Source organism: Rhizobium sp. WSM4643 (assembly GCF_025152745.1).
GTDB classification, from domain to species: Bacteria; Pseudomonadota; Alphaproteobacteria; order Rhizobiales; family Rhizobiaceae; genus Rhizobium; species Rhizobium leguminosarum_I.
In genome coordinates this window covers 1755772-1779177 of the sequence record NZ_CP104040.1, presented here as the reverse complement: position 1 = coordinate 1779177, position 23406 = coordinate 1755772, and the positions used below count along the sequence as shown (strand labels likewise).

Here is a 23406-nt window from a genome sequence, read left to right as displayed (position 1 = left end):
TTGCCGGAAGGAATGCCGTTTTCGGAATGCCAATATATAAAGGAAAACGCCAATAACATAAATGGGTGCCGTCGCCATGGTTTTTTAGCATGGTTTTTCGGCATCACGATGTTGTCAGCGATGGGCGACCCTTGCATAGAAGGCCAGCACCGCCTGCTTGAAAACCCTGTCGCCGACGGCGAGCATATGATCGCGGCCCGGAATATCCAGCGCCTCGGCATTTTGCATCAGCTCCGCCAATTCCTGCGGCGAGCCGGCAATATCATCCTTGGTGCCGACGCCGATCAGCGTCGGCATGTCGAGCTTGGCCATATCGGAGCGGGCAACGAGATCGCGCGAGCCGCGGATACAGTCGGCAAGGGCGACGCGGTCACTCTTCGTCTGCTCGGCGAAGGCGCGGAACACGCGGCCGCGGGCATGCGTCACCGCCTCGAGCGAGGGCGCCAGCAGCGCATCGGCGATCGGGTCCCAATCGCCGACGCCGTCGGTCATGCCGATGCCGAGGCCGCCGAGCACCAGCGAACGGACCCGATGGGGATTGGCAAGTGCGGCAAAGACGGAAATACGCGCGCCCATCGAATAGCCCATGACATTGGCTTCCGGGATGCCAAGATGGTCGAGCAGCGCGACCGCATCGCCGGCCATGATCCATGGACGATAGGCTTCGGCATCGTGCGGCTTGTCGCTTGCGCCGTGGCCGCGATTGTCCATGGCGATCACCCGGTAGCCGGCATCGCCCAGCGTCTTCAGCCAGCCCGGATGCACCCAGTTGACGTTAGCGGTCGAGGCAAAGCCGTGGATCAACAACACGGGCATACCGGCCGGATCGCCCTCATCGAAGAAGGCGAGCTGCAATCCATCATGGGTGAAGCTTGAAAATGCGGGTGTATTCAGATTCATCGGGCCTTCCTTTTGGCGCGACCATAGTCGAGCGGCCTTTCATCGTGAAGCCAAAAACTGTGGCTAAAAACTGTGCCTGGCGCGGCGGTTTGGCTCTACACATTTGCGGCGAAGGCTTATAAGGTTCGCGCACATTTCAAAGCATTCGGAGAGCGACATGGCCGGCCACAACATTCCCCACTTCCAGAACGACGGCGGTCACAGCGTTATCGAAGTTGGCGTCAAGGAATTCATGTGCACCGGCGCTTCGGCTCCCTTCGATCATCCGCATATCTTCATCGACATGGGCGACGACAACGAGAAGGTCTGTTCCTATTGCTCGACGCTCTATCGTTTCGATTCCGCGCTCAAGCCCAGCCAGACCAATCCGGCCGGTTGCGTTTTCCACGTGAAGGCGGCCTGACCCGTCCAGATCCGGATCGGACGGACAATGCCGATCGAACATGCCGCCATCATCGGCGCCGGCATATCAGGGCTGACCGCTGCGCTTGCGCTTTCGCGCCGGGGTATCAGTTCGGAGATCTTCGAGCAGGCGGGCGAACTCACCGACATTGGCGCCGGATTGCAGGTTTCGCCGAACGCCTCCCGCATCCTTGCCGAATTCGGTATCCTTGAGGGACTGTCAAAGGTCTGGCTCGAGCCGGACGCGATCCGGCTGATATCAGGCAGTTCGCTTCGCCAGCTCGCGACGGTGCCGGCCGGCAAATTCGCGCGGGAACGCTGGGGCGCTCCCTATGGCGTCCTGCACCGCACCACATTGCAAAAAGCCCTTCTGGATGCGGTTACGGCCGATCCGCTCTGCCGGCTTCACCTCGGCGTGCGGATGGACTCGACCCTACCGCCTTTCGAGCGGGCGGCCGATGTCATCATCGGCGCCGACGGCGTCTGGTCGAAGCTTCGGCAATTCGTTCCGGGCAGCCCCTCGCCGCGCTTTTCCGGCAATATCGCCTACCGCTTTACCATTCCCGAAAATGAGGCGCCTGGTTTCCTCGACCGGGCAAGCGTTTCGGCTTTTCTCGGCGGCTCGGCACATCTCGTCTGCTATCCGCTCAGGGAGACCGGCAGCTTCAACATGGTGGCGATCACCGCCAGCAATATCGCGCCGCAGGCCTGGCAAAGCGAGCCGACGGCCGAGCAGCGGGTGCAGCTGCGGGCGCGCCTTTCCGGCTGGAACGCCTCGATCGTCTCGCTACTCAGCCGAAATAGGAAGCTGACGTTCTGGCCACTGTTCGAAACCACATCAGGCGCATGGCAGGACGGCCGAAAGACGGTTCTGATCGGCGACGCCGCACATGCGATGATGCCGTTTGCCGCCCAGGGAGCGGCGATGGCGATCGAAGACGCCTATGAACTGGCCGCATTTCTTTCGAACCGTCCCGTGGCGGAAGCACTGGCGCTCTTCGAACGACATCGCGCGCCGCGCATCGCGAAGCTTCGCCAGCGCGGCGCCTTCAACCGGTTTGCCTATCATGCGAAAGGGCCGATCCGGATCGGCCGCGATCTCGTGCTCGGCCTCAAGCCGCCGCTAAGCCTGGCGGCAGATCTCGACTGGATCTACGGCTATCGGGCTGCAGATCTGCCGTGAGCCGCTGCCAGCGACTTCAAATCGTGTCCGATCAGATGGCGCTTGCGGCGGCAAAACCCCTCTCGATATCGGCCTTGAGGTCGGCCACGTCCTCGATGCCGATCTGCAGGCGGATGACCGGACCGTCCGTCGGAGCCTTGGCGACCGTGCGATCGTTGAGATAGGCGTGCAAGGCGAGGCTTTCATAGCCGCCCCAGGAATAGCCGAGACCGAAAATCCTGAGCGCGTCGAGGAAGGCATGCGCCTTTGCTCTGGACTTCTCGGGACCATCGGCGGCAAGCACGAAGGAAAAGATGCCGCTGGCACCTTTGAAATCGCGCTTCCAGATATGGTGGGAGGGGAAACTCGGCAGGGCCGGATGCAGCACGCGGGCGACATCCTCCCTGCCCTCCAGCCATTCCGCGATATCGAGCGCGCTTTCATAATGCCGCTCGAGACGCAGGCCCATGGTGCGCAATCCGCGCAGGATCTGGTAGGCATCATCGGGTGCGCCGCAGATGCCGAGCACACCGTTTGCCTCCTTCAGCCGCTCCCAATGCTCGGCATTGGCCGAAACCGTTCCGAGCAGAATATCGGAATGGCCGGACGGATATTTCGTCGATGCGTGGATCGAGATGTCGACGCCGTGATCGAGCGGCCTGAAATAGAGCGGCGTTGCCCAGGTATTGTCCATCATGACGACGGCGCCATGGCGGTGCGCAACCGCCGAGATCGCCGGAATATCCTGCATTTCGAAGGTATTGGAGCCCGGGGCCTCGGTATGGACGAGCTTCGTGTTCGACCGGAACAACGTCTCGATGCCGGCGCCGATCTCCGGATCGTAATATTCCACCTCGACGCCGAGGCGCTTCAGCATCGTGTCGCAGAAATGGCGCGTCGGACCATAGACCGAATCGACCACCAGCGCATGATCGCCGGCAGCGACGAAACCCAGGAACGGAATGGTGACGGCCGCAAGGCCCGAGGGGACGAGGATCGTGCCGGCCGAGCCTTCGAGCGCGTCGATCGCCTCGCAGAGCGCATCCGTCGTCGGTGTGCCGCGCGTTCCGTAGGTGTATTTCTGCGTGCGCGTCTCCATCGCCCGTGCATTCGGAAACAACACAGTCGAGGCATGCACGACCGGCGGATTGATGAAGCCGTGATAGTCGAACGGGTCGTTGCCGATATGGGTCAGGCGGGTGTTGATGCCGGCATTCTGCAGCAAGCTGTCTTTGTCTTTCATGTCGGGAATAGCCTTTGGCGAAGGGTCGCGAAACCAGACTTTTGGACGCCCCGCCGTTTCGGGTCAACCCCTTGAAGATCGGTTGCAGGCGACGATCCGAAATGATGGAAATTTCGATTTTCGCGTTATTTTTCCGCAACCGGACGCCTATTTCATAGCCAGCCGCCCACGAATGCAGCGCAATCTACCAAAATTCTGAATTTTGCGGCAATTATTGGGCGCGACACTTGACCATAGTGACATTTGCGACTGTGATAGGGTCACTCGCGCCGGGAGGGTGTCGAGACAATGGGGAGGCGGCACGGATTGTTCGCACGCACTCTCCACAAGAAAAGATAAGACAACGGAAAAGGTTGGGAAAATGAAAAATAAGCTCCTGTCGGCCGCCATCGGCGCAGCAGTTTTGGCAGCTGGCGCCTCGGCCGCCTCCGCCACCACTCTCTCAGACGTCAAGGCAAAGGGTTTCGTTCAGTGCGGCGTCAATACCGGCCTTACCGGCTTTGCCGCACCTGACGCTTCCGGCAATTGGGCCGGCTTCGACGTCGACTTCTGCAAGGCCGTCGCTTCGGCCGTGTTCGGCGACCCCACCAAGGTCAAATACACGCCGACAAATGCGAAGGAACGCTTCACCGCTCTGCAGTCCGGCGAAATCGACGTTCTCTCGCGCAATACGACCTGGACGATCAATCGCGACACCGCACTCGGCTTCAACTTCCGTCCTGTCACCTATTACGACGGCCAGGGCTTCATGGTGCGCAAGGGCCTGAACGTGAAGTCGGCTCTCGAACTCTCCGGCGCCGCAGTGTGCGTACAGTCAGGCACGACTACCGAACTGAACCTCGCCGATTACTTCAAGACGAACAATCTGCAGTACAATCCGGTCGTCTTCGAAAATCTTCCTGAGGTCAACGCCGCCTATGACGCCGGTCGTTGCGACGTTTACACGACCGACCAATCCGGTCTCTATTCGTTGCGTCTGACGCTGAAGAATCCCGACGAACACGTCATCCTTCCTGAGATCATCTCGAAGGAGCCACTTGGCCCGGCCGTCCGTCAGGGTGACGACCAGTGGTTCGACATCGTTTCCTGGACGGCTTATGCGCTGATCAATGCCGAAGAGTTCGGCATTACCCAGGCAAATGTCGACGAGATGAAGAACTCGCCGAACCCGGATATCAAGCGCTTCCTCGGCAGCGAGGCCGATACCAAGATCGGCACCGACCTCGGCCTGACCAATGATTGGGCCGCCAATGTCATCAAGGGCGTCGGCAATTATGGCGAAATCTTCGAACGCAACATCGGTCAGGGTAGCCCCCTCAAGATCGCACGCGGCTTGAATGCCCTGTGGAACAAGGGCGGCATCCAGTACGCACCGCCGGTTCGTTAATCGAGCCCTGGCATGAAATACCGGGAAGGCGGCCAAGCCGCCTTCCCGCTTCCAAAAAGCTAAAAAGAAAGCCCGAAAACGGGCACAAGGGGATTGGCGCGGCATGACGCATGAGGCTGTGGATACGACACCTTTGCATGGCACCGGCTGGAGTTTCCGGTCGGCAATGTACGACCCGAAATACCGGAGCATATTTTACCAGGTTCTAACAATCGTTGTTCTCGTGGGCTTTGTGTGGTGGGTGGCCCACAACACCGCCGTGAACCTTGCCCGCAGCAATACGGCATCGGGTTTCGGCTTTCTTCGCGGTCGCGCCGGTTTCGAAATCGGCCAGTCGCTGATCAGCTTTTCGAGTGACTCGACTTATGCGCGCGCGCTTCTCGTCGGCATTCTGAATACCTTGCTGGTGGCGGTGACCGGGATATTCACGGCGACCATCATCGGCTTCCTGATCGGGATCGGCCGGCTGTCGCGCAATTGGCTGATTGCCAAGCTCTGCACGGTCTATGTCGAGGTTTTCCGCAACATTCCGCCGCTGCTTGTCATCTTTTTCTGGTATCTCGGCGTTCTCTCCGTCTTGCCGCAGCCGCGCGAGTCGGTGGGTCTGCCGTTCAACATGTTCCTCAACAACAGAGGACTAGCCTTCCCGAAGCCGATCTTTGAGACAGGCATGATAGCGGTCGGCATCGCCCTGCTGATTGCGATTGTCGCCACCATCATCATCGTGCGCTGGGCCCACAAGCGCCAAGCCGCAACCGGCCAGCCGTTCCACACTGTATGGACGTCGATCGCGCTGATCGTCGGCATGCCATTGCTGGTCTTTGTTGTCTCCGGCTTTCCGCTCACCTTCGACGTTCCGATTGCCGGAAAATTCAATCTCACGGGCGGCTCCGTCGTCGGCCCCGAATTCATGTCGCTGTTTCTCGCCCTGTCCTTCTATACAGCCTCGTTCATCGCCGAGATCGTTCGCGGCGGCATTCGCGGCGTCGCAAAGGGACAATCCGAAGCAGCCGGTGCGCTGGGACTGCATCCATCGAGCGTGACGAGACTTGTCGTGGTGCCGCAGGCGCTGCGCATCATCATCCCGCCGCTGACGAGCCAGTACCTGAACCTGACCAAGAACTCCTCACTCGCCATCGCGATCGGTTTCTCGGATCTCGTTGCCGTCGGCGGCACGATCCTCAATCAGAGCGGTCAAGCGATCGAGATCGTCTGCATCTGGGGTATCGTCTATCTCAGCTTGAGCATTCTCACGTCGCTGTTCATGAATTGGTTCAATGCCAAGATGGCACTGGTGGAGAGATAAGATGTCGGTCGCCGATAAACCCTTTGTCAGAACGTCCATCCTTGCCGCCGAACCGCCGCCCCCCGGCGAGACGGGGGCCGTCGCCTGGATACGCCGCAATCTCCTGGCAACTCCGAAGGACGTGATCCTGACGATCCTGGCTCTTGCGCTCATCGCATGGGCCGTGCCGCATCTCGTCAACTGGCTGTTCATCCAGGCCGTATGGTCAGGCCCGGACCGCACATTCTGCGCGACGACGATCCAGGGCGGCATCCAGCCTGACGGCTGGAGCGGTGCATGCTGGGCCTTCATCAGCGCCAAGTACGATCAGTTTATTTTCGGCCGCTATCCGCTCGGTGAGCGTTGGAGGCCGGCGATCGTCGGGATCCTGTTCATTCTGCTGCTGGTCCCGATGTTGATCCCGTCGGCGCCGCGCAAGGGCATGAACGCCATTCTTCTGTTCGCCGTCCTGCCGGTCCTCGCCTTCTGGCTTCTTCACGGCGGCTTCGGCCTCGAAGTGGTGGATACTCCGCTCTGGGGCGGGTTGATGGTGACGCTCGTTCTATCCTTTGTCGGTATTGCCGTCTCTTTACCCTGCGGCATTCTGCTCGCGCTGGGACGCCGCTCGAAGATGCCCGTCATCCGGATGCTTTGCGTTACCTTCATCGAGGTCATTCGAGGCGTTCCGCTGATCACCGTTCTGTTCATGGCAAGTGTCATGCTGCCGCTCTTCCTTCCCACAGGCTGGAACGTGGACAAACTGCTTCGGGCGCTGATCGGTGTGTCGATCTTCACGTCGGCCTATATGGCGGAAGTGATCCGCGGCGGCCTTCAGGCGATCCCGAAGGGACAGTTCGAAGGCGCCGATTCACTTGGCCTCGGCTATTGGCAGAAGACCCGGCTGATCATCATGCCGCAGGCCATCAAGCTGGTGATCCCGAGCATCGTGAACACCTTCATCGGAACGTTCAAGGACACGTCGCTGGTCACCATTATCGGCATGTTCGATCTGCTTGGCATCGTCAAGCTGAACTTCTCAGATGCCAACTGGGCAAGCGCTGTCACGCCGATCACGGGTCTGATCTTCGCGGGCTTCATCTTCTGGCTGTTCTGCTTCGGCATGTCGCGCTATTCAGGTTTCATGGAACGCCATCTCGATACCGGCCACAAACGATAAGAACGCTAAAACGATAAAAATGAGGGAAAATAGTCATGGCTGAAGCTCCAGCGAAAAAGCTCACCGTTTCCGCGACGGAAGTGGCGGTAGAGATCGTCAACATGAACAAGTGGTACGGCGATTTCCACGTGCTACGCGACATCAACCTGAAGGTCATGCGTGGCGAGCGTATCGTCATCGCCGGTCCGTCGGGCTCGGGCAAGTCGACGATGATCCGCTGCATCAATCGCCTGGAAGAGCATCAGAAGGGCAAAATCATCGTCGATGGCACCGAGCTCACCAACGACCTGAAGAAGATCGACGAAGTGCGGCGCGAAGTCGGCATGGTGTTCCAGCACTTCAACCTCTTCCCGCACCTGACGATCCTCGAAAACTGCACGCTGGCGCCGATCTGGGTCCGCAAGATGCCGAAGAAGCAAGCCGAAGAAGTGGCCATGCACTTCCTCAAGCGGGTCAAGATTCCGGAGCAAGCCAACAAATATCCGGGCCAGCTCTCCGGCGGCCAGCAGCAGCGCGTGGCGATCGCCCGGTCGCTGTGTATGAACCCGAAGATCATGCTGTTCGACGAGCCGACCTCGGCGCTCGATCCCGAAATGATCAAGGAAGTGCTCGACACCATGGTGGGTCTTGCCGAGGAAGGCATGACCATGCTCTGCGTCACGCATGAAATGGGCTTTGCCCGCCAGGTCGCCAACCGCGTCATCTTCATGGACCAGGGCCAGATCGTCGAGCAGAATTCACCGGCCGAGTTCTTCGACAATCCGCAGCACGAACGCACCAAGCTGTTCCTCAGCCAGATCCTGCACTAAAGCGGGTCACGATCTTTCGGATTCTCTCCCCGCGCTTTAGGCCCTTGTTTTTACGCATGTTGTCGCAAACCGCTGCTCACTTTTGCATGTTTTAGATCGAAGCATCCTTTGAAAAGACCCGCCGAGCCGCTGGCTCGGCGGGTTTTGCATGTTCAGCGGGAGGCGGCGAATAATCCGATCGGAGTTCTTCCTCGAGATCGATCACACGCGGCATTGGCTTTTCCACCAAGGATTGAACCTGTTAAAAATAACTCCCCTCCCGCCTGGATATATCAGGCGGGAAGTCCATGTTTCAGCATGTTCTCATCTGATGGAACTGGAGGTTTAGAATGGGCATTTTCGACAAAATCAAACATGCAATCTTCGGAGAGGCGAAAGCAGCCGAACCCGTTGCTGCCGGCGCGCCGAAGATGGAGCCGGCGCAAGCGCCTGCCTCACCGTCGGCAGCGCCCAGTCCAACGCCTGCTGCCCCTGCCCCGCAAAGCAAGCCGGCCACCGCCACAGTCGATATCGTCCCGATCCTTGACGCGGCTGTGAAGAAGAGCGGCCAGAAACTCGATTGGCGCCACTCGATCGTGGACTTGATGAAAGCCGTTGGGATGGATGCAAGCCTAACCGAGCGCAAGGAACTTGCCGCTGAACTCGGCTATACCGGCGACGCCAACGATTCCGCAAAAATGAATGTGTGGCTGCACAAGGCGCTGATGAAGCGGCTTTCGGAAAATGGCGGCAAGGTTCCCGCCGATCTCTTGGATTGATCGGTACAAAATTGCTGCCGCCATCCGTGGCGGCAGCTCTCAAGCCGCCGGTGCGCTTCGCGAGATGATCTCGCTCATTTCTCACGGTCGGCCATCCGGAAGATCACGCCGCCGATGTAGAGGCCGCAACAAGCGGGCCTTGCCCGCAGGCACTGGAACTAATAACGTTCTGCCCGATACTTCGATAATCGATCAGGGGGAATAAATTCAATGAGATTGATGGCAGTCGTTGGTCTTGCACTTAGCCTGGGCTGTATATCGGCCGCAGAATCTCCTTCAAACTATCAGTCCTACGGCGGCATTCGGGTCGATACCGACCCGGCGCTCCTGGCTCGATACGATAAAGTGCTTCAACGGTGCGTGCCGGAGGCTGGCTCATGGCGACGCGGCTCAACGGACCCGCATAGCCTCTATTACAACGCAGCTCTCAGAAGTTGCCTCTATAGGTACAGTTTCGTCGACAGGGGCGTCTACGCCTACCCCATCCCCCAGGTCTACTTCGATCATTTCCTGGATCGCTGAGAAGAGCCGAGCAGATCCAATCCGCCGTAGGCCTTCAGAGGCGCATCAAACAAAACCCCGCCATTATGGCGGGGTTGTCTTCGATCGCGATGCAGCCCTTCAAAATGCTACAGCGTCCTTTGCGCGCCTTAAAAGACGCGCGGCGCTGTCGTCAGCGTTTGCCGCCACTTGGCGGCCTGCCCTTGCCTGCCGGTCGATTGCCGCTTCCGGACGAGGTCTTGGCGTCATTGCCCTGACCGAAGTTGGTGCCGCCGAGATGGCCACCGCCACTGGTATTGGCGACCTGGCGCTGCATTTTACGCAACAGTGCTTCTGCATTGGTCTTGCTCATGAAATTCTCCTCAATGGCTGGAAAACCCAGCCTGAATGGCGCCGCTGACATCCGCGGGCAAAGACCGAAGGCATATCAGGCAGCGACGATGGGTGTTTGGCGGAGGCTTGCGTCGATCAAAGAATTGCCTGCGTTCATGACGATCCCCCTCAACCGGCATGACAATCACCCTCCGGCGGCTGCCGGACGGCGCAGAAATCGATTTTGAAAGGAAAGATCAGCTGGGACGCCAAGGGCGCAAACCAAGCTCGACAAGCAATTTCGATAGAAGAATCAATAGGACGGCAATGTGTTTAAAACAAGTTCCCGGCCACTTGGTTGTCTAGGCATTGCCTCGAATTTCTGCCCAATCGGACAAGGGCAATAGCCCTAAGCACTTTAACAATCCAGATAATCCGATCGAAAGCTGCGCCCGACAAAACAACAACTTACGATTTCAACGGTAAAACGACATGTCACGGTTTTTGATGGGATCGGTGGCCTTCATCGCGGAGTGAGAACCTCGTGTTCTCGGTGTACTCCGGTGCGGTGGTAACGGCAGCCCTCATTGGAGACTGTCATCCGTCCGAGAAGCATCCCAAGACCAGTTCGGATCTGCTCGGCCGCGCTTTGACCCAGATCGGTTTGATCGGTTTGACCGCTCTGCGACTGCATCGATCTCCCCGTTCCGTTGCCGGCCGTTGTTGCGGAACCATCCGCGGATGATCATGCAGCAGCTCCCGTTGGAACGCTTTTTGCAGGGTTACTAATATGTTGATGATGCAAGGACCAAATGTCATGAATCGGTACACATCGCATCAGTTTCCCGCCCTGAGGATGCTCATGAGCGGCCAAGATAAATACAGCGTCGTCAGAACCCTCGGCGACGCAGCCATCATGCTCATCTCCGAATGGCCTGGGGATGATGGCGAGGAGTATATCGTGGCGGTGAAGACATGCCTCGACGCGATCCGCGGCACCACGCCCGCAAACGCCGCGCGGGAAGCGCTGATGAGAGCGGCTGATGAAGCCGGCATCCGCTACCTCTCGGTCGTTCACTGAGATCACCGCCTGGATCGGGCAGAAACGGCGCGCAGCCACGCTGATCGCCGAGGCCGAATTCTGCGGCTAGGTAGGATGGATGGCGGAGAGCTGCAGCCTGCCTGCTATGCTGAGGAAATGCGGGATAGCACTGGTCCTGTGAGCCCTCCCAGATCGAGCTGCGGGCGTGAGTGGATCATATCGGGCGAAACGACATCCCACCTGTAGTGACTAGCTGCAATACGCTACCCGTTGGACCTCGTCAAAGGCATGAAATACGTGAAAGCCGCCGCATGGTCTTTCGCGTCACGCGAATCGAAATAGAAATCAGACGCCGATCATTGGTAGCAACAACACCGTTGTGGCCGCGACAAACCGACAAACGGCGTCCGACAGACCTTCAATTCTGCGCAGCGGGCAGTTCCGGCACCACTGGCGCGCGTCTTTGATATTGCATCGGCATCGGAAACTGCGGGGCTCTACACTGACAGCGCGTGGATCGGAGCTGGCGTGCATGCGACGCAGCCGGCAATCTGCCGATAGTGAGCAGCGGCGTCATTGATCCTGCGCTGATCGTGCGCTTGCCCCTGATCCCGGACCAATACTTACCAGTTGATTCACCCTTGTTTAAATGCAAGAGGAGTAAGGATTTCGCGAGTATCACAACAATGATCGCGCCGTCCGAAATTCGATAAGTTAATAGGGCCTTCGCATGGATATTGACGGTATGCTTAAGGAGATTGCCGACAAGGGCGGGGCGATGGAAGTCGTAGAAGACCACTATTATCCCTTGGACGTGGAAGCCGAGTTGCTCGGCCTCATTTCCAAAGAGTATCATGGCGGGGACCTAGGCTTTACGGAAACGCTGGCATTGACGAATAAGGGACGCCAGCATCTTGGAATAGATGTAGTCACTCCACACACATGGACTTCAGCTGCCAGCACATTCGCTCGTATTATTGCCAAGTTTACACGACCAATTCTCTACCGGTGACTTTGTATTACTTAGGTTTATCAAATTTCCATGGTCGCGTGGCTATTTTTGGCCTCGCTCCATTGTTCAAGGCGCGGCTGGCGGTTTGGAAGCGGAGGCACAAAGACCGCGCGCTTGCTGGGTGTGGATCGCATTTGACGCTATTTTTTCGGTGGCTGCCGAAGCGGGTGGGTGTCCAACTTGTCGACCACGCCTGTTATCTGGCTCTTATTGATTGCGCCGGGCGGCAGTGGCAGTCTCGATGCTGCATATTCAGTCGGATAATCCTCATAGATTACGTCGCGCGCGCATTCCATGATATCTCCACCGATATAATTAAGTGCACTACGAGGATATTGGTAGGCATAACGCAGCCTAATGAATGCGTTGGCTGACAAACGCAGTGTTTCGTCAAAATCCGGGTGAGGCTTCCTTGTCGCGGCGGCTATGGGATTGCGTATTATCAAAACGCCTGCAACAGGGCTTTCCCATTTCGTTTTGATCCTTTTTTGAATATCGCGTCGCAGCATTCTGAAGAGTTTTCTCAGATCGTGCTCGTTTGGGGCGTCTTTTCCCTTATCTCTAAGGAAGAGGAACTTGAAGTAAAGTTCCGTCGCAAAGGCAACATAGGTCATGCCTGGAACAAGCGATCGAGGGTCCAGATGAGCCGCAGTTCCTGGCACCCCTTCAAGAATAATTGAGGCCCGCCGATATTCCTCGGCGGTCAACAGCACCAATGCAGGGTCACTCGCCATATTGACCTCCTCGGGCAGGAAGGGTGATCTTGACCATATTTGCATCCAGAAGTCGAGCCGGACCGGTCCGACAGCAACCAGTCGATAACCGTCACGCCCTTACCCTCCAGCGGCGGAACTCCAGTGACTGAGTCGAGAGATATTTGAAATGGTGAAACTGCGGTCGATCGAACTCGCCAATCCTGCCACCTCGTATATCGGTAGGTAGTGTGCGGAAGGTTCTGCAAATTCACTGAGAGGGGCGGTCATGGCAGGCTGGTGATGTTCAACGTCACCTGATTCCCTGGAAGGAACGCCACCATGACCAAGACTGAAGATAAGACTGCTGTTGCTACCGTCAAAGACATTCTGCTTTCGAACCCCGATGGGCTGCACGAGGTGCTGCGCGCGGTGATGCAGGAGGTCCTTGAAGCCGAGATGGACGAGGCTTTAGGAGCCGCGAAAGGCGAACGCACGCCCGAACGGCTCGGCTACCGCTCCGGCCATTACGGCCGCACGCTGATGACGCGGGTGGGTAAATTGGAGCTCAGGGTGCCGCAGGACCGCTCGGGGCACTTCTCCACCGAGCTGTTCGAACGCTACCAGCGCTCGGAGCGGGCGCTGGTCGCCACGCTGGCCGAGATGTATGTGCAGGGGGTGTCGACGCGCAAGGTCAAGGCGATCACCGAAGAACTGTGTGGGCATGCGTTCTCGGCCTCATCGATCTCGGCGATCAACAAGCGGCTCGATGAAAGCCTGAAGGCCTTTGCCTGCCGCCCGCTTCAAGAGCCCTTTCCCTACCTCATCCTCGATGCCCGTTATGAGAAGGTCAGAGAGGCCGGCGTCGTCAGGAGCCAGGCGGTGCTGATCGCCGTCGGCATCGATTGGGATGGCCGGCGGCAAATCCTGTCCGTCGAGATGGCCAGCCGCGAGAGCCGCTCGGCCTGGAAGGACTTCCTGCTGGGATTGAAAGCCCGCGGCCTCAAGGGTGTCGAATTCGTCGTCTCCGACGATCATGCCGGCCTCGTCGCGGCCATCGGCGAGGTCATTCCGGAAGCCGCCTGGCAGCGCTGCTATGTGCACTTCCTGCGCAATGCGCTCGACCATCTGCCGCGCAAGCACGGCGACGATTGCCTGCAGGAACTGCGATGGATCTACGACCGGCGCGACCTCGCCGAGGCGAAGGCCGATCTGTCCGCCTGGCTTGGTAAATGGTCGGGAAAATATCCACGGCTGACCGGCTGGCTCGAGGAAGCCATCGAGCAGACGCTGACCTTCTTCCGCCTGCCGCGCACCCACCACAAGCATCTCAAGAGCACCAACATGCTCGAGCGCTTCAACGAGGAGATTCGCCGCTGGAACGAGACATCGATACGACGCTCGGCACGCAGATTCTCGATATGACGCAGGCGCAGCGGAAACCGAAAGTACAGTCGTACCGCATGCCCAATGATCTCGGCGGGGAATCGGCGGCGCTTGAAATGCTGAACAATGGGTTTGGCCGAATCTGCTGCGGTCATGCCCTCCCATCACCCTCTCGATTTGTCCCAATCGGTAAAGCGGCGCTGCCTAAAATCGCTAAATACAGAAAAAATGTCGATTCCGCCCTTCGCGGGAGGAATCCGCTCACGCCCGTCAGGTTTTTCCAATGTTTTCAAGGGGCGTATATCGCGGTAGTTGCAGAAAGAATAATTCGCGGAAAGCGAGACCTTTATACTGCCTCAATTTGGGCGACTCAAATTTCACTAAATATTTCAAAACGTAACTTCGGATCGATTTTGATAATGTGGCAGCAATATGGCTATGTTTGTCAAGCACTTACTATCGCTCTACTGTTGCGCCCTCCAGGATGTCACCCTATAACCCCTCGCCGTAACGCCTGATTAACCAAAAATAGTACCGGCAAAGACAACGCTAAGGTTGAGGAACAAGAACATGACGACATACTATGTAGCGACGACCGGCAGCGGCGGTGGTAACGGAAGTGCCTCCACTCCCTTTCGCACGATTGGCGAGGCAATGTCGGCGAACCTTAAGCCCGGCGACGAGGTGGTGGTGAAGCCAGGAACCTACAACGAGAGCATCAACATCGACAAGGACGGCTCGGCGGCAGGCGACATCACGCTACGCTCGGAAGTGCCTGGCGCAGCGCTGATCCGGCCGCCCGCGGGCTCGTACACCGGGATCAGTGTCAACGCCAACTACGTGACAATCGACGGCTTCGACATCAAGGGCGGCAACGGTGACGGCATCGAAGCGAACAACGTCCATCACGTCTCAATTCTCAACAACAAGGTCCACGACAGCGGCGAGTCGGGCATTCAGTTCAACTATTCTGACTTCGTCAAGATCGTCGGGAACGAGACCTACCATAACGCGTCCACGGGCTGGTTCTCGGGCATCTCGATCTACGAGAACCGGAACATCACCGGCGATACCTCGACGACCGGCTACCGGAATATCGTACAAAACAACATCTCGCACGACAACGTCACGAAGACGGGTGCGCACACCGATGGCAACGGCATCATCATCGACGATTTTCAGAGCACACAGGCGGATGGTCATCCGAACTATACGTTTAAGACCCTCGTCGACAACAACCTGGTCTACGAGAACGGCGGCAAAGGCGTCCAGGTTGCCTGGAGCGACTCCGTCACGGTGCAGAACAACACAGCATATCACAACAACCAGGACCCGCTGAACGACGGCACCTGGCGCGGCGAACTCAGCAACGCGCAGTCGAGCAACAACACCTGGGTCAACAACGTCGCCGTAGCCGACCCATCGGTGAACAAGAACAACACCGCTGTCGATAACACGTCGTACGGTGGCTACACCAACGCCAACACCGTCTGGGCCAACAACATCACTTACAACGGCACGGCCGGCCAGGACTCGGTCAGGACCGACGGCGGCAACGCGATGCCGAGTGCGACGAACGGCAACAAGCTCGGTGTCGACCCGCATTTCGCGGGGGCAGCGACCGACAACTTCCACCTCGGCTCCGGCTCGTCGGCGATCGACGGTGGAACCACCAAGTACGGCGTCGGCTCGACCGATCTGGACGGCCACGCTCGCGTCGTTGGAACTGTCGATATGGGTGCCTACGAATCGGGCTCCAGCGCGGCACCGGGAACGCCAACCACGCCGACGCAACCGACAACGCCGACCACGCCGACAGAGCCAACCACGCCGACGCAGCCGAGCTCCGGCTCGGGAACGCCGACCACGCCGACGCAACCGACAGAGCCGACAACGCCGACCACATCGACGAAGGTATATACCGGCACCGAGGGTAACGACTACCTGCCACACACCGGTCAGTCCAACGGCGGCAACGAAACCTACAAGGGTCTCGGCGGCAATGACGTGTTGAAGGGCGGCGCCGGCTCGGACGTCCTCATTGGTGGTGCCGGAAAGGACATCATGAGCGGTGGTATCGGCTCGGATACGTTTACCTTCAAGACAGCGACGGAGACCGGGTCCGGCTGGAACCGCGACGTCATCACCGACTTCCAGCATGGCGTCGACAAGATAGACCTCTCGGCGATCGATGCGAATGGCTCTGCGCAGGGCGATGCAGCCTTCCATTTCCAGGCGCAAGAGAATGCCTTGTTCGATAAGAAGGCTGGCGCGCTCGCTTGGCACTATCAAGACAATGCTGGATCCGATCACGATATTACCGTTGTCCAGGCCGACCTGAACGGCGACGGCGTTCATGACTTCGAGATTCAGCTGCAGGGCCTCGTCCACCTGGGGGCAGGCGATTTGATCCTGTAACTATACCTGTTGCGGCGGTCGTCCGATCGCCGCAACAATCGTGCTAACAAAATGTGTCGACGGCGGAGTAAAACCCGCCACGCGGCGCGCAAAATTCGACTACTTCAGCGCGTGGATGAGCAAGCTGGGAGGGCGTAGCCCGAACGGCGATCCCATCCGCGCGCTGCGATTTTTTTGACGGCTGTCAGCCGGCCTTTCGAGTGCGGACTTGCGCGAGGCGATAACTGTCGCCGTTCATCTCGCGGATGTCGACGTGGCGGGTGACGCGGTCCAGCAGAGCGCCGGTCAGGCACTCGGATCCCAGGATTCCTCGAACGCAAGGTTGCTGGTGATCAGATGGCACTCGTCGACGTCTTGCGAGATCAGTTCAAACAATAATTCCGCACCGGTCTGGGACGCCCGTCCGGCCGCCGTACGCGGGATTCGCCGGGCGCGGTCCAAATGTGAGCGCCCGGTGACCAGGCTCCTTCGGGCTGGTCACGGGCGGCTTCAAGTCATTGAATTTGTGGCGACCCCTGCAGGAATCGAACCTGCGACAACCTGCTTAGAAGGCAGGTGCTCTATCCAGCTGAGCTAAGGGGCCGTCCGGCGGCCGCGTCTCACGAGCGCGACCGGATGCGGCATATCTGGACCAGAAATCTCAATGCGTCCAGGGCTGCGTGCGGGTATAGCGGAAATTGTCCGGATAGGCGACAACCTGGCGTGTCGGGTCCTTCGGCGCGATGACGCGGTAGTCGATACCGTTGCGTTGGGCATAGGCTTCGGCGAGTTCCTGCGTTTCGAAGGTGAGCTTCACCTGCTGGCGCATGTCACCCGAAGAGGTGTAGCCCATGATCGGATCGATCTTAAGCGGAGACTCCTGATCGAACTCAAGCACCCAGAGATTGGTCTTGGCCTTGCCGGACTGCATTGCGGTCTTGGCTGGACGATAGATCTTGGCAGACATGACTGCAGCGTCTCCGACTATGCGGGACAATGCCCGCCATTTATGGTCTCAATCCCGTTGCCGGCCCGTGCCGGGCCTTTTGCATCATCGCTGAGGATAACGCAAAGAGATGAATTTTGCTTAGCGGCGAATCCCCGCTTTTTCAAGGAAAAAGGCGGTGCACGACGACGCTGCCGACTCCATCCCATGACAAGCCGATGCGTTAGGGAAACAAAGAATGTCGGAGGACAAGCGGCTGTGCGCATTCTTCCCCTCGGGTCGAGCCAGCCATCTCTTGAAGGCCAAGCGACTCTGGGGCGGGTTGCGCAATGTTACCGATTGTCGCATGTTGTGATTGCAACCTGATTGCCGCAGCCAGCCCTCGGCATTATTTCTACGGCTCGGTTGGTTTCAGTGGATTCGCACTCATGATGAGACGTTCGGCGGAGTTCAATGCCATTGTGATCGGGGCTGGTATCACGGCGTTCTTCTACCTTGCGATCAGCTACGCTCAATATATCGGCCTGATCGCTCACGGCTAAGGTAGAATTGCCCTGACGCCAATTGTGCCGGGCAAACGGATTAGTGCGCTGGTAAGCAGACTGACCGCCCATCAAGATTTTTCTATCTTGCATCCACAGGTCCGGCGAGGAATATTCGGCCAGAGCTGGATTTATGGGTTGCGACGGCGAAGTGAACCGTGTATCTCCCCTGCCATTCACGGCACGGAGTGTAGCGCAGCCTGGTAGCGCATCTGGTTTGGGACCAGAGGGTCGGGAGTTCGAATCTCTCCACTCCGACCACCGTGTTTCCCCCTGATAACAATGTGAATTTGATGTTTCCGCTGCAGCTCCCGCAGATGGCCTTGTGAGAGCGCCGTGAGAGCACTTGTCGCCGCGGGCGCAAATTCTTAGTCACTGCTTCCTAATGATGCCCATCGTCTATCCCTTCATCCCTGATTTCGCGCCATATAAAAAACGTCAACAAGGGATTCTTGCGCACGAATTCTCTATTGGCTTTATCCTTGCGAAACTCCGGCCACGCCCGCGAAAATAAATAACTCATCAGGCCCGGCAGAAATAGTAATACAAGAATCGCCCAAAGAATATTGTATGTATATCTGACGAACACACCCATATATTCCACACCCCCACTGAAAATTCCTAGGGCAAACACGCCAAGCAAACAGATGATGAAACCGACTAGACAGATAATACTTACGCGCTTGGTCACCCTACCCTCCTAAGAAACCCGTGCTCAGCATGCGGGCCATACGCGAGGGTCAACATATCATCGAGCTTGCGAGCTTGTTCTTTCATTTCCTTCGAAGCGTCAGTTAAAGTCACCATTGGTCCCCCGCTACGACTCTACGGTATCATATGGCGAAAAAGAAGAAGGTTCTGCTATCCAACGCAGACGCAATTGCCCGGCTCGATATGATGATTCCGGTTCTCTACCGCAACATCGTCAACGCGATCCGGATAGAGGCGACGATGGAAGCGGGTAATGCCCTCATCCCGAACCTACCTAACGCCCTTCCGGGCGCCGTTGCTTTCAACGCCATCATGCAGAGCTTGGCCTTTGATCTCGCCATGCACCTCGCGAGACTTTACGACGTGGGAAATAGAAACCGGCATGTCAACAGCCGCGATATTGCTTCGATCCCGCTGACGATCCGGCTACTTCGACAGAAGCGATGCCAGAGGGAACTTAAGGCCCGCGCCCGCAACTGGATTCCCGGTTCACGAAGCTACGCTGACCAATTCGAGCGAGATTGCGCGAACGCGCTTGAGCGCGTGTCAGCAAGCTACTCCGAAACATTCAAAGGACAGTTTGGACGTGGCGGACTGAAGACGCTAAAGGCATTTCGAGATACTTTCATGGCTCACTCGCTGATGACCGACGTGGACGTGAAGCCGATCTACAATCAACTTTTCCGTCTTACCGATTGCGCGAAGGCTTTCGTTGAAAACGCCCGAATCGCCGTCAGCGGGGACAACTCCAGCTTGGACGAACAAGAGCGGATCTTTCTCGATCAAGCTAATGAATTCTGGCGTATGGCATTGCTCGGCGAGCGCCATGGCGCGTAAGGCGATGAATGAATGATCTCTTGTGCTTCCCGGTGACACGACATAACGATCATTGGGTATGACAGAAGTTAGGTCGTAACAGCGTTACAAAGAGTGTAAATAGTCATTGTTTTTCAATAGTCTATACGAGTTCGAATCTCTCCACTCCGATCATTCAATATCCCGATATTTTTGAATTCCTTGGCAGGTGCACCGCGGCACGCGCCGTCACTTCGCCTTCTTCGTCGTCGTGGCGCTGACGATCCTGTCGCCAGGCTTGATTCCGAGTTTGGCAACAATGCCGGCGTTGAGTTCGACGACGTATTTCACCGCAACCATCGAATCGATGATGTCGCGCGAATAGGGCACTGCCTTTTCCTTGATGTGGCGAATCGTACCGGCGTCGTCGGCAAAGAGCATGTCGAGCGGCAGGATGGTGTTTTCCATCCACATGGTGACGCGCCTTGGCTCGTCGAAATCGAAGATCATGCCGGCATCATCGGCCATCACCTTGCGAAACATCAGGCCGCGGGCGCGCTGATCCGGGGTCGCGGCGATCTCGACAGTAAAATGCAACACCTTGCCCGCAGCAGTCTGGATGAGCAGCGGCTCCTTGTCGAACCGCATCTGCTCGTCAGCGAAGGCCGGCAGCCCAACCATGAAAAAAAGCGCCAGGATGGCGCTTCTGATAGCATCAAATAGGATTAGGCCGCGCATGTTCAGTGCGACCGGCTTGCCGGGCTCGGAACGTCGGGATGGATCTCTGCGGCCATCAAGCCCTTTTCTCCGTCGCCGAAGCGGACGAGCACCACCTGGCCGGGGCGCAGTTCCGTCAGGCCGAAGCGGCGGAGCGTTTCCATGTGCACGAAGATGTCTTCGGTGCCCTCGCCGCGCGTCAGGAAGCCGAAGCCCTTGGTGCGGTTGAACCATTTGACAAGTGCACGCTCGAGTCCGCTCGTTGCGGTGACCTGCACATGGGTGCGCACCGGCGGCAGCTGCGAGGGATGAACCGCGGTCGACTGGTCCATCGAGAGGATCTTGAAAGCCTGATAGCCGCGCTCGCGGCGCTGGATGAGGGCGACGATGCGCGTTCCCTCGAGGATCGTCTGGTAGCCGTCGCGGCGCAGGCAGGTCACGTGCAGGAGTACATCCTGCATGCCGTTGTCTGGCACGATGAAGCCGAAACCCTTGGCAACGTCGAACCACTTGACGACGCCGGTGATTTCAACAAGATCGACCGCCTCTCCCGATAGCTCGTCGAGGTCGGAGTATTCGTTCGATGAAATCCTGTCAGCCATTGTCGCCAGCCCCTCGAATACGCGTCACACTGTTACGGTTAACTGATTCTTGAAATCAAGATTAACATCTTGGTAACGGATAAGCGCAAGTCCTAGTTTTCGGTTATTCCCAGGTGCACATTTTATAAAGATGACTTGCCCGAAGCTGACCTCGGCTCGCCGAAAAAAGCTAGCCCCAATAAAGGAGTAAATAGAATGCGTTATCTTCATACAATGGTGCGCGTCAAAGACCTGGACGCCTCGCTTGCCTTTTACACCACGCTTTTCGGGCTGGAGGAGATTCGCCGCCACGAAAACGAGAAGGGCCGCTTCACCCTGGTTTTCCTGGCTGCTCGCGACGATCTCGACCGTGCGCGCAGCGAAAAGGCCCCCTGCCTCGAGCTTACCTACAATTGGGACACGGAAGATTATAGCGGAGGTCGCAATTTCGGCCACCTCGCTTATGAGGTCGACGATATTTACGCGACCTGCCAGAATCTGATGGACAACGGCGTCACCATCAACCGGCCGCCGCGCGACGGGAACATGGCGTTCGTGCGCTCGCCCGACGGTATCTCGATCGAAATCCTGCAAAAGGGCAGCCCGCTTCCGGCCACTGAGCCCTGGCTCTCGATGGGCAATACCGGCGCCTGGTAAGGCTTTTCGGCGCAAGGCTTTTGCGAGGCTTGCGGCTTTTCCGATTTCGGGTCCGGCCGACGCTTCGGCGCTTGCCGCGATCCGGCCCCGCAGGCAATCTCCTAACGACTCGAAGCGGAAGAGAAGCGGTTTTCGCTTATTTTCCGGATCAACTGGAGACTGTCGCTTGCGTAAGATGCAGATGCGGATGCCCGTGACGGGCGCTTTGCTGATCGCCACCTCGGTGCTGGCGCTGTCCAGTTGCGCGTCGGACAAGAAGGCGCTCGATTCCGCCGCAGTTGTTCCAGCACAAGCCGCAGCACCGCAGCTTGCCACCGCAGCGCCTGGGGGCCCTGCCCCACGTTCGGTCTATACGGACCCACGGCTCGTCAACGTCTCCGGCGTCCAGGGCGCGCCTCAGGTCGTGGCACAAGATCCAAATGCCGCCGCTCCGCCCGCCGGCTCGGCAACGGCGGCGCCTGCCAATATCGGCGGGTTGGTCCTGCAGTCGACCAGGATCAACGCGCAGTCGATGAGCATCTTTTCAGATCGCCAGCCGGCGCCGCAGAACAATAGCACCTCCACCGTCATTCAGCCGCAGGCCTATGTGCCGGTGGAAGGTGCAGCACCGGCGCGGAGCAGCGTCTATAGCCAGTCGCCCGTGCCTACACAGCCGGCAGAGCCGGTGCTGCCGCAGCAATCCTCGCAGAATAACAGCACGCAGCTTGCGCCTGTGCAGACTGCGTCGCTGGCGACGGGCAGCATTCCGACCTCGACGATGAATGCGCTCTACAGCGCGCCGAAGCAGAACCTGCTCGGCAGCCTCTCGGGCCTCCTGCACAAGGCGGCCCTGCCCGGCATGACGCGCATCGCGCCGAACGGGCTGCATCTCCAGAACGACAAGGTCGAGGTCGGTTGCTTCAAGCCCGACCTGCTGAAAGTGATCAAGACGGTCGAAAACCATTTCGGGCGACCGGTCATCGTCACCTCCGGCTATCGAGACGAAGAGCACAACCGCCTGGCCGGCGGGGCTGACGAATCGATGCACAAGAGCTGCGAGGCGGCCGACATCCAGATCGACGGTGTTACGAAATGGGATATCGCCGCCTATATCCGCTCGTTGCCGGACCGCGGCGGCGTCGGCACCTATTGCCATACGGATTCGGTCCACCTCGATACCGGCAAAAGTCGTGACTGGAACTGGGGCTGCGGCGGCAAACGCGCGCCGATGACGACCGCACGAGCGATCTGACGGCCGCGCGATTTTCGCATTACGTTACGGCAGCATCAGCTAGTCTCAATAAAGAAACAACCGGCAGCCTGTTGATTCGGCTTCAATAATCGGCTTCTCGAACGCGCTCGGATTTCCTGTCATTTTTTTGAAAGAAACCGCAATTGCCGCTTGCGGGATTCAATACGCCTGACTATAAGGGCGCCACCACGAAGGAAGCGCCCTTCGTCTATCGGTTAGGACACCAGATTTTCATTCTGGGAAGAGGGGTTCGACTCCCCTAGGGCGTACCACTTTCTCCCTATATAGAAGCCATCACTTCCGCTTGCAGAAGCCGGCGCACGCTCCTATTTTAACGAGGCTGCCTGCGCCCTTCGTCTATCGGTTAGGACGACAGATTCTCATTCTGTAAAGAGGGGTTCGACTCCCCTAGGGCGTACCAATTCCTGATGATAGGCCACCGGCCCTATGAGTCCCCTCGTGTAGAACCCTCTGGGTTCGCGCGCCGCTGCTCATCCCAGCCCGCCGGCTTGACCTCCATTCCGCGTAGACTGTGCCGCGATTTTCCACAGCCGAAATAAATCGGCGAAAACGATGATTTTTTCGCGCCTTGGCGCTTGCGGCCTTCGAAGGCGCTGACTATAAGGGCGCCACCACGAAGGAAGCGCCCTTCGTCTATCGGTTAGGACACCAGATTTTCATTCTGGGAAGAGGGGTTCGACTCCCCTAGGGCGTACCACTTTCTCTCCCTTGATTTCACATCGTCAGCGCTCTTGCGCGAC

22 protein-coding genes, 5 tRNA genes and 2 pseudogenes are annotated in these 23406 nt (G+C 58.2%); 19 read left to right on the top strand and 10 right to left on the bottom strand.

The annotated features are described in order from the left end of the window. Positions 1 to 114: 114 nt before the first annotated feature. Entirely contained in the window at positions 115 to 900 is a 786-nt protein-coding gene (locus tag N1937_RS09075; protein WP_260058373.1) for an alpha/beta fold hydrolase, read from the bottom strand. A 157-nt stretch (positions 901 to 1057) separates the two neighbouring features. On the opposite strand from N1937_RS09075, the gene N1937_RS09070 reads away from it, so the two are divergent. Beyond that, positions 1058 to 1303, top strand: coding sequence for a zinc-finger domain-containing protein (locus N1937_RS09070; protein WP_260058371.1), 246 nt, complete (start codon positions 1058 to 1060; stop codon positions 1301 to 1303). Positions 1304 to 1330: 27 nt separating this feature from the next. Continuing rightward, positions 1331 to 2485, top strand: coding sequence for an FAD-dependent monooxygenase (locus N1937_RS09065; RefSeq protein WP_260058369.1), 1155 nt, complete (start codon positions 1331 to 1333; stop codon positions 2483 to 2485). Positions 2486 to 2516: 31 nt separating this feature from the next. On the opposite strand, the gene N1937_RS09060 is transcribed toward N1937_RS09065, so the two are convergent. Beyond that, positions 2517 to 3707, bottom strand: a complete 1191-nt coding sequence (locus N1937_RS09060) for a cystathionine beta-lyase (protein ID WP_170262068.1) — start codon at positions 3705 to 3707, stop codon at positions 2517 to 2519. Positions 3708 to 4068: 361 nt separating this feature from the next. Between N1937_RS09060 and N1937_RS09055 the strand changes: the two genes are divergently transcribed. From N1937_RS09055 to N1937_RS09030, 6 genes are all read left to right on the top strand, one after another. Then, positions 4069 to 5094, top strand: a complete 1026-nt coding sequence (locus tag N1937_RS09055; RefSeq protein WP_017964125.1) for an amino acid ABC transporter substrate-binding protein — start codon at positions 4069 to 4071, stop codon at positions 5092 to 5094. 103 nt (positions 5095 to 5197) lie between these two features. Beyond that, positions 5198 to 6400 carry an amino acid ABC transporter permease gene (locus N1937_RS09050; RefSeq protein ID WP_260058365.1) on the top strand — a complete coding sequence of 401 codons (1203 nt, stop codon included), beginning with the start codon at positions 5198 to 5200 and terminating at the stop codon, positions 6398 to 6400. A gap of 1 nt (position 6401) precedes the next feature. Continuing rightward, the gene (locus N1937_RS09045) at positions 6402 to 7556 is read left to right on the top strand and encodes an amino acid ABC transporter permease (protein WP_017964123.1); all 1155 of its coding nucleotides are present in this window, start codon (positions 6402 to 6404) and stop codon (positions 7554 to 7556) included. 35 nt (positions 7557 to 7591) lie between these two features. Beyond that, positions 7592 to 8365, top strand: coding sequence for an amino acid ABC transporter ATP-binding protein (locus tag N1937_RS09040; RefSeq protein WP_162118789.1), 774 nt, complete (start codon positions 7592 to 7594; stop codon positions 8363 to 8365). Between the two features lie 329 nt (positions 8366 to 8694). Beyond that, positions 8695 to 9123 (top strand): DUF3597 domain-containing protein, encoded by a 429-nt coding sequence (locus N1937_RS09035; protein WP_162118790.1) that lies wholly within the window; start codon positions 8695 to 8697, stop codon positions 9121 to 9123. A 210-nt stretch (positions 9124 to 9333) separates the two neighbouring features. Beyond that, positions 9334 to 9645 carry a hypothetical protein gene (locus N1937_RS09030; RefSeq protein ID WP_170258289.1) on the top strand — a complete coding sequence of 104 codons (312 nt, stop codon included), beginning with the start codon at positions 9334 to 9336 and terminating at the stop codon, positions 9643 to 9645. A gap of 151 nt (positions 9646 to 9796) precedes the next feature. Here N1937_RS09030 and N1937_RS09025 read toward each other — a convergent pair whose 3' ends face one another. Next, the gene (locus N1937_RS09025) at positions 9797 to 9976 is read right to left on the bottom strand and encodes a hypothetical protein (protein WP_017964118.1); all 180 of its coding nucleotides are present in this window, start codon (positions 9974 to 9976) and stop codon (positions 9797 to 9799) included. Between the two features lie 750 nt (positions 9977 to 10726). Here N1937_RS09025 and N1937_RS09020 point away from each other — a divergent pair. Both N1937_RS09020 and N1937_RS09015 read left to right on the top strand, forming a co-directional pair. Further along, positions 10727 to 11017, top strand: coding sequence for a DUF982 domain-containing protein (locus N1937_RS09020; protein WP_017964116.1), 291 nt, complete (start codon positions 10727 to 10729; stop codon positions 11015 to 11017). 691 nt (positions 11018 to 11708) lie between these two features. Next, positions 11709 to 11990: a hypothetical protein gene (locus N1937_RS09015; protein ID WP_162118793.1), complete on the top strand. Its 282-nt coding sequence runs from the start codon at positions 11709 to 11711 to the stop codon at positions 11988 to 11990. Between the two features lie 140 nt (positions 11991 to 12130). Here N1937_RS09015 and N1937_RS09010 read toward each other — a convergent pair whose 3' ends face one another. Continuing rightward, positions 12131 to 12724, bottom strand: a complete 594-nt coding sequence (locus N1937_RS09010; RefSeq protein ID WP_260058358.1) for a hypothetical protein — start codon at positions 12722 to 12724, stop codon at positions 12131 to 12133. A 300-nt stretch (positions 12725 to 13024) separates the two neighbouring features. Between N1937_RS09010 and N1937_RS09005 the strand changes: the two are divergent. Beyond that, a pseudogene (locus N1937_RS09005) lies at positions 13025 to 14059 on the top strand (IS256 family transposase); the annotation flags it as partial. Between the two features lie 579 nt (positions 14060 to 14638). Continuing rightward, on the top strand, positions 14639 to 16486 hold the full coding sequence (locus N1937_RS09000; RefSeq protein WP_260058357.1) for a M10 family metallopeptidase C-terminal domain-containing protein: 1848 nt from the start codon (positions 14639 to 14641) through the stop codon (positions 16484 to 16486). A 184-nt stretch (positions 16487 to 16670) separates the two neighbouring features. Here the strand turns inward: N1937_RS09000 and N1937_RS08995 are convergent. The 3 genes and pseudogenes from N1937_RS08995 to N1937_RS08985 all read right to left on the bottom strand — a co-directional run. After that, positions 16671 to 16882 (bottom strand): annotated as a pseudogene (locus N1937_RS08995) (ATP-binding protein); the annotation flags it as partial. A 110-nt stretch (positions 16883 to 16992) separates the two neighbouring features. Next, positions 16993 to 17069: transfer RNA gene (locus tag N1937_RS08990), tRNA-Arg, on the bottom strand. A 57-nt stretch (positions 17070 to 17126) separates the two neighbouring features. Then, positions 17127 to 17432, bottom strand: coding sequence for an ETC complex I subunit (locus tag N1937_RS08985; protein ID WP_017964111.1), 306 nt, complete (start codon positions 17430 to 17432; stop codon positions 17127 to 17129). Positions 17433 to 18137: 705 nt separating this feature from the next. Here N1937_RS08985 and N1937_RS08980 point away from each other — a divergent pair. Then, a tRNA-Pro gene (locus N1937_RS08980) sits at positions 18138 to 18214 on the top strand. A 121-nt stretch (positions 18215 to 18335) separates the two neighbouring features. Here the strand turns inward: N1937_RS08980 and N1937_RS08975 are convergent. Continuing rightward, entirely contained in the window at positions 18336 to 18644 is a 309-nt protein-coding gene (locus N1937_RS08975; RefSeq protein ID WP_260058355.1) for a hypothetical protein, read from the bottom strand. A gap of 146 nt (positions 18645 to 18790) precedes the next feature. Between N1937_RS08975 and N1937_RS08970 the strand changes: the two genes are divergently transcribed. Further along, on the top strand, positions 18791 to 19501 hold the full coding sequence (locus tag N1937_RS08970) for an AbiU2 domain-containing protein (protein WP_260058354.1): 711 nt from the start codon (positions 18791 to 18793) through the stop codon (positions 19499 to 19501). 207 nt (positions 19502 to 19708) lie between these two features. Here the strand turns inward: N1937_RS08970 and N1937_RS08965 are convergent, their stop codons facing one another. Then, the gene (locus tag N1937_RS08965) at positions 19709 to 20197 is read right to left on the bottom strand and encodes a DUF192 domain-containing protein (protein ID WP_260058352.1); all 489 of its coding nucleotides are present in this window, start codon (positions 20195 to 20197) and stop codon (positions 19709 to 19711) included. Between the two features lie 2 nt (positions 20198 to 20199). Next, entirely contained in the window at positions 20200 to 20778 is a 579-nt protein-coding gene (locus N1937_RS08960; RefSeq protein ID WP_012757289.1) for a cold-shock protein, read from the bottom strand. A gap of 195 nt (positions 20779 to 20973) precedes the next feature. Between N1937_RS08960 and gloA the strand changes: the two genes are divergently transcribed. The 5 genes from gloA to N1937_RS08935 all read left to right on the top strand — a co-directional run bounded on the left by gloA (position 20974) and on the right by N1937_RS08935 (position 23363). Further along, complete coding sequence (gloA, locus tag N1937_RS08955; protein WP_170258615.1) at positions 20974 to 21414, top strand: lactoylglutathione lyase; 441 nt, start codon at positions 20974 to 20976, stop codon at positions 21412 to 21414. A 175-nt stretch (positions 21415 to 21589) separates the two neighbouring features. Further along, a complete protein-coding gene (locus tag N1937_RS08950; protein ID WP_441005671.1) occupies positions 21590 to 22645 on the top strand; it encodes a D-Ala-D-Ala carboxypeptidase family metallohydrolase in 1056 nt (351 codons plus the stop codon). A 197-nt stretch (positions 22646 to 22842) separates the two neighbouring features. Beyond that, positions 22843 to 22917 (top strand) — tRNA-Glu (locus tag N1937_RS08945). Between the two features lie 74 nt (positions 22918 to 22991). After that, positions 22992 to 23066, top strand: a tRNA-Glu gene (locus N1937_RS08940). 222 nt (positions 23067 to 23288) lie between these two features. After that, positions 23289 to 23363 (top strand) — tRNA-Glu (locus N1937_RS08935). The last annotated feature ends 43 nt before the right edge of the window (positions 23364 to 23406 follow it).

What these genes read in the sequence shown, in the direction of transcription:
- N1937_RS09020 (WP_017964116.1), top strand. Translation starts at nt 10,727, where the DNA reads ATGTTGATGATGCAAGGACCAAATGTCATGAATCGGTACACATCGCAT.
- N1937_RS09035 (WP_162118790.1), top strand. Translation starts at nt 8,695, where the DNA reads ATGGGCATTTTCGACAAAATCAAACATGCAATCTTCGGAGAGGCGAAA.
- N1937_RS09075 (WP_260058373.1), bottom strand. Translation starts at nt 900, where the DNA reads ATGAATCTGAATACACCCGCATTTTCAAGCTTCACCCATGATGGATTG.
- N1937_RS09060 (WP_170262068.1), bottom strand. Translation starts at nt 3,707, where the DNA reads ATGAAAGACAAAGACAGCTTGCTGCAGAATGCCGGCATCAACACCCGC.
- N1937_RS08965 (WP_260058352.1), bottom strand. Translation starts at nt 20,197, where the DNA reads ATGCGCGGCCTAATCCTATTTGATGCTATCAGAAGCGCCATCCTGGCG.
- N1937_RS09030 (WP_170258289.1), top strand. Translation starts at nt 9,334, where the DNA reads ATGAGATTGATGGCAGTCGTTGGTCTTGCACTTAGCCTGGGCTGTATA.
- N1937_RS09015 (WP_162118793.1), top strand. Translation starts at nt 11,709, where the DNA reads ATGGATATTGACGGTATGCTTAAGGAGATTGCCGACAAGGGCGGGGCG.
- N1937_RS09045 (WP_017964123.1), top strand. Translation starts at nt 6,402, where the DNA reads ATGTCGGTCGCCGATAAACCCTTTGTCAGAACGTCCATCCTTGCCGCC.
- N1937_RS09070 (WP_260058371.1), top strand. Translation starts at nt 1,058, where the DNA reads ATGGCCGGCCACAACATTCCCCACTTCCAGAACGACGGCGGTCACAGC.
- N1937_RS09040 (WP_162118789.1), top strand. Translation starts at nt 7,592, where the DNA reads ATGGCTGAAGCTCCAGCGAAAAAGCTCACCGTTTCCGCGACGGAAGTG.
- N1937_RS09050 (WP_260058365.1), top strand. Translation starts at nt 5,198, where the DNA reads ATGACGCATGAGGCTGTGGATACGACACCTTTGCATGGCACCGGCTGG.
- N1937_RS09055 (WP_017964125.1), top strand. Translation starts at nt 4,069, where the DNA reads ATGAAAAATAAGCTCCTGTCGGCCGCCATCGGCGCAGCAGTTTTGGCA.
- N1937_RS09000 (WP_260058357.1), top strand. Translation starts at nt 14,639, where the DNA reads ATGACGACATACTATGTAGCGACGACCGGCAGCGGCGGTGGTAACGGA.
- gloA (WP_170258615.1), top strand. Translation starts at nt 20,974, where the DNA reads ATGCGTTATCTTCATACAATGGTGCGCGTCAAAGACCTGGACGCCTCG.
- N1937_RS09065 (WP_260058369.1), top strand. Translation starts at nt 1,331, where the DNA reads ATGCCGATCGAACATGCCGCCATCATCGGCGCCGGCATATCAGGGCTG.
- N1937_RS08970 (WP_260058354.1), top strand. Translation starts at nt 18,791, where the DNA reads ATGGCGAAAAAGAAGAAGGTTCTGCTATCCAACGCAGACGCAATTGCC.
- N1937_RS09025 (WP_017964118.1), bottom strand. Translation starts at nt 9,976, where the DNA reads ATGAGCAAGACCAATGCAGAAGCACTGTTGCGTAAAATGCAGCGCCAG.
- N1937_RS08950 (WP_441005671.1), top strand. Translation starts at nt 21,590, where the DNA reads ATGCAGATGCGGATGCCCGTGACGGGCGCTTTGCTGATCGCCACCTCG.
- N1937_RS09010 (WP_260058358.1), bottom strand. Translation starts at nt 12,724, where the DNA reads ATGGCGAGTGACCCTGCATTGGTGCTGTTGACCGCCGAGGAATATCGG.
- N1937_RS08960 (WP_012757289.1), bottom strand. Translation starts at nt 20,778, where the DNA reads ATGGCTGACAGGATTTCATCGAACGAATACTCCGACCTCGACGAGCTA.
- N1937_RS08985 (WP_017964111.1), bottom strand. Translation starts at nt 17,432, where the DNA reads ATGTCTGCCAAGATCTATCGTCCAGCCAAGACCGCAATGCAGTCCGGC.